Raw genomic sequence first — 5,097 nt, 5'->3', positions numbered from 1 at the left:
CGTTAAGGCACGCGGGCGACGGTGGCCAACAAGCCCGAAGCACCGGGGCGAGCACGTAGCAGCCGTTAAAACCATTGCGTGGGGAATGCCGGGTGATACCGGTGTGACCTGTGGTGACTACACTCGTGTACTTTGTTTTTTATCGTACGCGAGGCTGCGGGTGCATCGAGCGCCCGGCATTCCCTGCGCCCTTTGACTGGGGGGCGGGACTAAAAGGATGCCTCGCGCAAAAAATGCAGGCGGCGAGAATGCGAACCTATGTCTCCACGTCATTGCGAGCGCAGCGAAGCAATCCATGCTGCAACGAGAAAGAAAAGATGGATTGCTTCGCTTCGCTCGCAATGACGATCTCACTTGTCATCACCCGCGCAAGCGGGTGATCCAGTATTCCAAAGAGGCCAGTGATTGGATCGAGAAGCAGCGGCTTACCGGGTTGCCCTGTCGAGCCGGGCAATGACATCGGAATATGGGGCGACGCTTCGTGCGGCCCGTCGGCCCGCACTGACGGTGTCGGCGGCCCCACGCAAACTATGTCAGCCCGACTGACTCACTTTTGGCATTGCCGCGGCCCGCATTTGTCGTCTAGAACGAATACGGAAGCGCCTCTCCGGCAACGAACCGTCAATGGTTTTGGCCGAGAATCGGGCTTCCAAAGGGTCTGGCAATGCTGATTCGCAGCCAAATGTTCGGAGTTCGGGGGAAAGCGGCCATCGCCGCCGATCCCTTGGCGATCCCGGCTGCGTCCTTGCCCACCCGGCGTCTCGGCGGGCTGCTGCTTCTTATCTGCCCCTGAGGGCCGTCTGGGCTTTTTGAGCCTGGGCACTCAGGGGTTGCGCGAGATCACCAGACCCATCCGCGCGCAGACAGCCGCGCATCATCTTGAAGGAATTTTCGAAATGGCCACCGTCAACAAGTCCGAAAAGGACCGCGTCATCATATTCGACACCACCTTGCGCGACGGCGAACAGTGCCCCGGCGCCACCATGAGTTTCGAGGAGAAGCTCGAGGTCGCCGAAATGCTCGACGACATGGGCGTCGACGTCATCGAGGCCGGTTTCCCGATCACCTCGGAAGGCGATTTCCAGGCCGTCAGCGAGATCGCGCGGCGCTCCAAGAACGCCGTGATCGCCGGCCTGGCGCGCGCGCATCCGAAGGATATCGACCGCTGCGCCGAAGCGGTGAAATTCGCCAAACGCGGCCGGGTCCACACGGTGATCGCGACCTCGCCGCTGCATATGCGGGTGAAACTCAACATGACGCCGGAGCAGGTGCTGGAAACCTCGGTCGCCAACGTCACCCGCGCCCGCAACCACATCGACGACGTCGAATGGTCGGCGGAAGACGGCACCCGCAGCGAGATGGATTTCCTCTGCCGCATCGTCGAGGCCGTGATCAAGGCCGGCGCCACCACGGTGAACATTCCCGACACTGTCGGCTATACGGTGCCTGAGGAATACACCGCCTTCATGCGCACCCTGATCGAGCGGGTGCCGAATTCCGACAAGGCGGTATTTTCGGTGCATTGCCACAACGACCTCGGCATGGCGGTGGCCAACTCGCTGGCCGGCATCGCCGGCGGCGCGCGGCAGATCGAATGCACCGTCAACGGCATCGGCGAGCGGGCCGGCAATGCCGCGCTCGAAGAAGTCGTGATGGCGATCAATGTGCGCAACGACAAGTTCCCGTGGTGGAACAAGATCGACACCACGCAGCTGACCCGGGCCTCGAAACTGGTGTCGGCGGCAACCTCGTTCCCGGTGCAGTACAACAAGGCGATCGTCGGCCGTAACGCCTTCGCGCATGAAAGCGGCATCCATCAGGACGGCGTGCTGAAGGACGCCTCGACCTACGAGATCATGCGGCCCGAAATGGTCGGCCTGAAGCAGTCCTCGCTGGTGCTCGGCAAGCATTCCGGACGGCACGCCTTCGTGCACAAGCTGGAGGAGATGGGCTACAAGCTCGGCGCCAACCAGCTGGAAGACGCCTTCGTGCGGATGAAGGCGCTCGCCGACCGCAAGAAGGACATCTATGACGAGGACATCGAGGCGCTGGTCGACCAGGAGATCGCCGCCTCCCATGACCGCATCAAGCTGGCCTCGCTGACGGTGATCGCGGGCACCCACGGTCCGCAGCGCGCCACCATGAAGCTCGATGTCGACGGCCAGATCAGGATCGAGGAAGCCGAGGGCAACGGGCCGGTCGACGCCGTCTTCAACTGCATCAAATTGCTGGTGCCGCATGAGGCCAAGCTGGAACTCTACCAGGTCCATGCCGTCACCGAAGGCACCGACGCGCAGGCCGAAGTGTCGGTGCGGCTCGCCCATGAGGGCCGCTCGATGACCGCGCGTGCCGCCGATCCCGACACGCTGGTGGCCTCGGCCAAAGCCTATCTCGGCGCGCTCAACAAGATCGTCATGAAGCGCCAGCGCGACGTGCCCGCGGCGGCGGCGGGGTGATCCGTTCTGCCGTCATTCCGGGGCGCGCGTAGCGCGAACCCGGAATCTCGAGATTCCGGGTTCGATGCTTCGCATCGCCCCGGAATGACGATCGAAGACCCAAAACGCGGCGCTCTCGGCGCCGCGTTTTGCACTGCAGCAAGCCCGCAAAGCCTGTTCCAGACGGGTCTAAAAGGGCAATGGCAATTGGCACCGCTTCTCTGTATTGGTGCCGCTGGATTTGAGTGTCGGGGCAGGGGCTCCGCGCTCCACTAATACGCGGGAGGTTACATGCGTAAATTGATCCTGGCTGCGGCATCGATCGCGGCATTGGCTTTGGTCGGACCGGCTTCGGCGCAGTCGCCGATCGTCCTCAAATTCAGTCACGTCGTCGCCGCCGATACGCCCAAGGGCAAGGCCGCCGAAAAATTCAAGGAACTGGCGGAAAAATATACCGGCGGCAAGGTCAAGGTCGAAGTCTATCCGAACTCGACGCTGTACAAGGACAAGGAAGAGCTCGAAGCCCTGCAGCTCGGCGCGGTGCAGATGCTGGCGCCCTCGAATTCCAAATTCGGTCCGATCGGGATCCGCGAGTTCGAGGTGTTCGACCTGCCTTACATCCTGCCCGACCTGAAGACACTGCGCAAAGTCACCGATGGCGCGCTCGGCGCCCGGTTGCTCAAGCTGCTCGATGCCAAGGGCATGACCGGTCTTGCCTACTGGGACAACGGTTTCAAGGAAATGTCCGCCAACAAGAGACTGGTCGCGCCTGCCGACTACAAGGGCCTGAAATTCCGCATCCAGTCCTCGAAGGTGCTGGAAGCGCAGTTCCGCACGTTAGGTGCGATCCCGCAGGTGATGGCGTTCTCCGATGTCTATCAGGCGCTGCAAACCGGCGTGGTCGATGGCCAGGAGAACACCTGGTCGAACATGTACACCCAGAAAATGCATGAGGTGCAGAAATACGCCACCGTCACCACCCACGGCTATATCGGCTATGTCGTGGTCGTGAACAAGAAGTTCTGGGACGGTCTGCCGGCTGATGTTCGCGACGCCTGCGCCAAAGCGATGAAGGAAGCCACCGACTACGGCAACAACCAGTCGGCCAAGGAAAACGACGACGCGCTGGAAGAGATCAAGAAGGCCGGCAAGACCGAGATCGTGACGCTGACGCCTGAGCAGGACGAGGCGATGCGCAAGGCGATGATGCCGGTCTACAAGGATGTGGCCTCACGCGTCGGTCAGCCCTTGATTGACGAATTCCTGAAGGAGACGGGCCGCAGCCCGATGAATTGAGGCGGTCAGCCACGACAACCAGATGCGCTCTTATCCCTCCCCCGCGTAAGCGTGGGGAGGGTGGCCGTTGCGAAGCAACGGTCGGGTGGGGGCGTCAGGGTTGAAACGGACGATCGGAGTGATGTTTGTAGACCCCCACCCCGGCTCGCTATGAAGCGCAAGAGCGCTTTTGAGCTCGCCGACCCTCCCCGCAAGGGGGAGGGATAAGAAGCGGCAAGCGGGTGAGGTGGGGCAAGACCAAAGAGCGTGGCCTCAAATTGTCTGGCCATGACGGGGGCAAGTTAAATGTTTCTACGCATTCTCGACCGGCTCGAGGAGATCATCATCGCGAGCCTGATGGGCGCGGCGACGCTGATCACCTTCGTCACCGTGGTGCATCGTTTTCTCGTCGATGTGCCCGTGCTTTATCCGTACCTGTTCTGGATCAACCTCGCCTGGTCGCAGGAACTCTGCATCTACATGTTCATCTGGATGGCGAAGTTCGGCGCCGCCTATGGCGTGCGCACCGGCATCCATGTCGGCGTCGACGTGCTGATCAAGCGGCTCAATGACCACTGGCGCAAGGGCGTCATCCTGTTTGGGCTGCTCGGCGGCGCGCTGTTCACCGCCATCGTCGGCACCATGGGGGCGAAGTTCGTCTTCGAGCTGATGAATACCGACCAGGTCTCGCCCGACCTCGAGATTCCGAGCTGGATCGTCTACGGCTGCATTCCGCTCGGCTCCTACTTGATGTGCTTCCGCTTCCTTCAGGTGTGCTGGCATTACTTCTGGACCGACGAATTGCCGCATCACGACGCGACCAACGTCGACGGCATCGAGGTGTCCAAGGACGCGCCGATCGCGATGGGAGAAGCGTAATGAGCGCCGCTCTCATTTTCGGACTGCTGTTTGCACTGATGCTGACGGGCATGCCGATCTCGATTTCGCTCGGCCTCACCGTCTTGACGTTTTTGTTCACGATGACGGAAGTGCCGATCGAAAGCGTCGGCCTGAAACTGTTTTCCGGCCTCGACAATTTCGGCATCATGGCGATCCCGTTCTTCATTCTCGCCGGCACCTTCCTGACCCGCGGAGGCGTTGCGCGGCGGATGATCGCGTTTACGACGTCGCTGGTCGGCCATCTGCCGGGCGGGCTCGGCCTTGCCGGCGTCGCGGCCTGCGCGATGTTCGCCGCCATCTCCGGCTCCAGCGTTGCCACGGTGGTTGCGATCGGATCGATCATGATGCCGGCGATGGTCGAGCACGGTTATCCCAAGCGTTTCGGCGTCGGCGTGATCTCGACATCGGGCGCGCTCGGCATCCTGGTGCCGCCCTCGATCATCCTGGTGCTGTACGGCGTTTCCACCAACACCTCGATCGGCGCGCT

Annotated in this window: 4 protein-coding genes; all 4 read left to right on the top strand. The window is 61.8% G+C overall.

Going from position 1 to position 5,097, the window contains the following annotated elements; genetic code table 11:
* Positions 1 to 896 precede the first annotated feature (896 nt).
* Positions 897 to 2,456, top strand: a complete 1,560-nt coding sequence (locus VK804_RS09535) for a 2-isopropylmalate synthase (protein ID WP_325370290.1) — start codon at positions 897 to 899, stop codon at positions 2,454 to 2,456.
* A 270-nt stretch (positions 2,457 to 2,726) separates the two neighbouring features.
* A complete protein-coding gene (locus tag VK804_RS09530) occupies positions 2,727 to 3,731 on the top strand; it encodes a TRAP transporter substrate-binding protein (protein WP_325370288.1) in 1,005 nt (334 codons plus the stop codon).
* A gap of 285 nt (positions 3,732 to 4,016) precedes the next feature.
* Positions 4,017 to 4,589, top strand: coding sequence for a TRAP transporter small permease (locus tag VK804_RS09525; RefSeq protein WP_325370286.1), 573 nt, complete (start codon positions 4,017 to 4,019; stop codon positions 4,587 to 4,589).
* Positions 4,589 to 5,097, top strand: a 509-nt coding sequence (locus tag VK804_RS09520) for a TRAP transporter large permease subunit (protein ID WP_325370284.1), incomplete at its 3' end; no start/stop codon positions are given. The genes VK804_RS09525 and VK804_RS09520, both read left to right, overlap by 1 nt.

The sequence above is a fragment of the Bradyrhizobium sp. genome (assembly GCF_035484855.1).
Lineage (GTDB): Bacteria > Pseudomonadota > Alphaproteobacteria > Rhizobiales > Xanthobacteraceae > Bradyrhizobium.
Note: the sequence above shows the minus strand (reverse complement) of the source record. Positions and strands in the feature narration are given on the sequence as shown.

What these genes read in the sequence shown, in the direction of transcription:
- VK804_RS09525 (WP_325370286.1), top strand. Translation starts at nt 4,017, where the DNA reads ATGTTTCTACGCATTCTCGACCGGCTCGAGGAGATCATCATCGCGAGC.
- VK804_RS09535 (WP_325370290.1), top strand. Translation starts at nt 897, where the DNA reads ATGGCCACCGTCAACAAGTCCGAAAAGGACCGCGTCATCATATTCGAC.
- VK804_RS09530 (WP_325370288.1), top strand. Translation starts at nt 2,727, where the DNA reads ATGCGTAAATTGATCCTGGCTGCGGCATCGATCGCGGCATTGGCTTTG.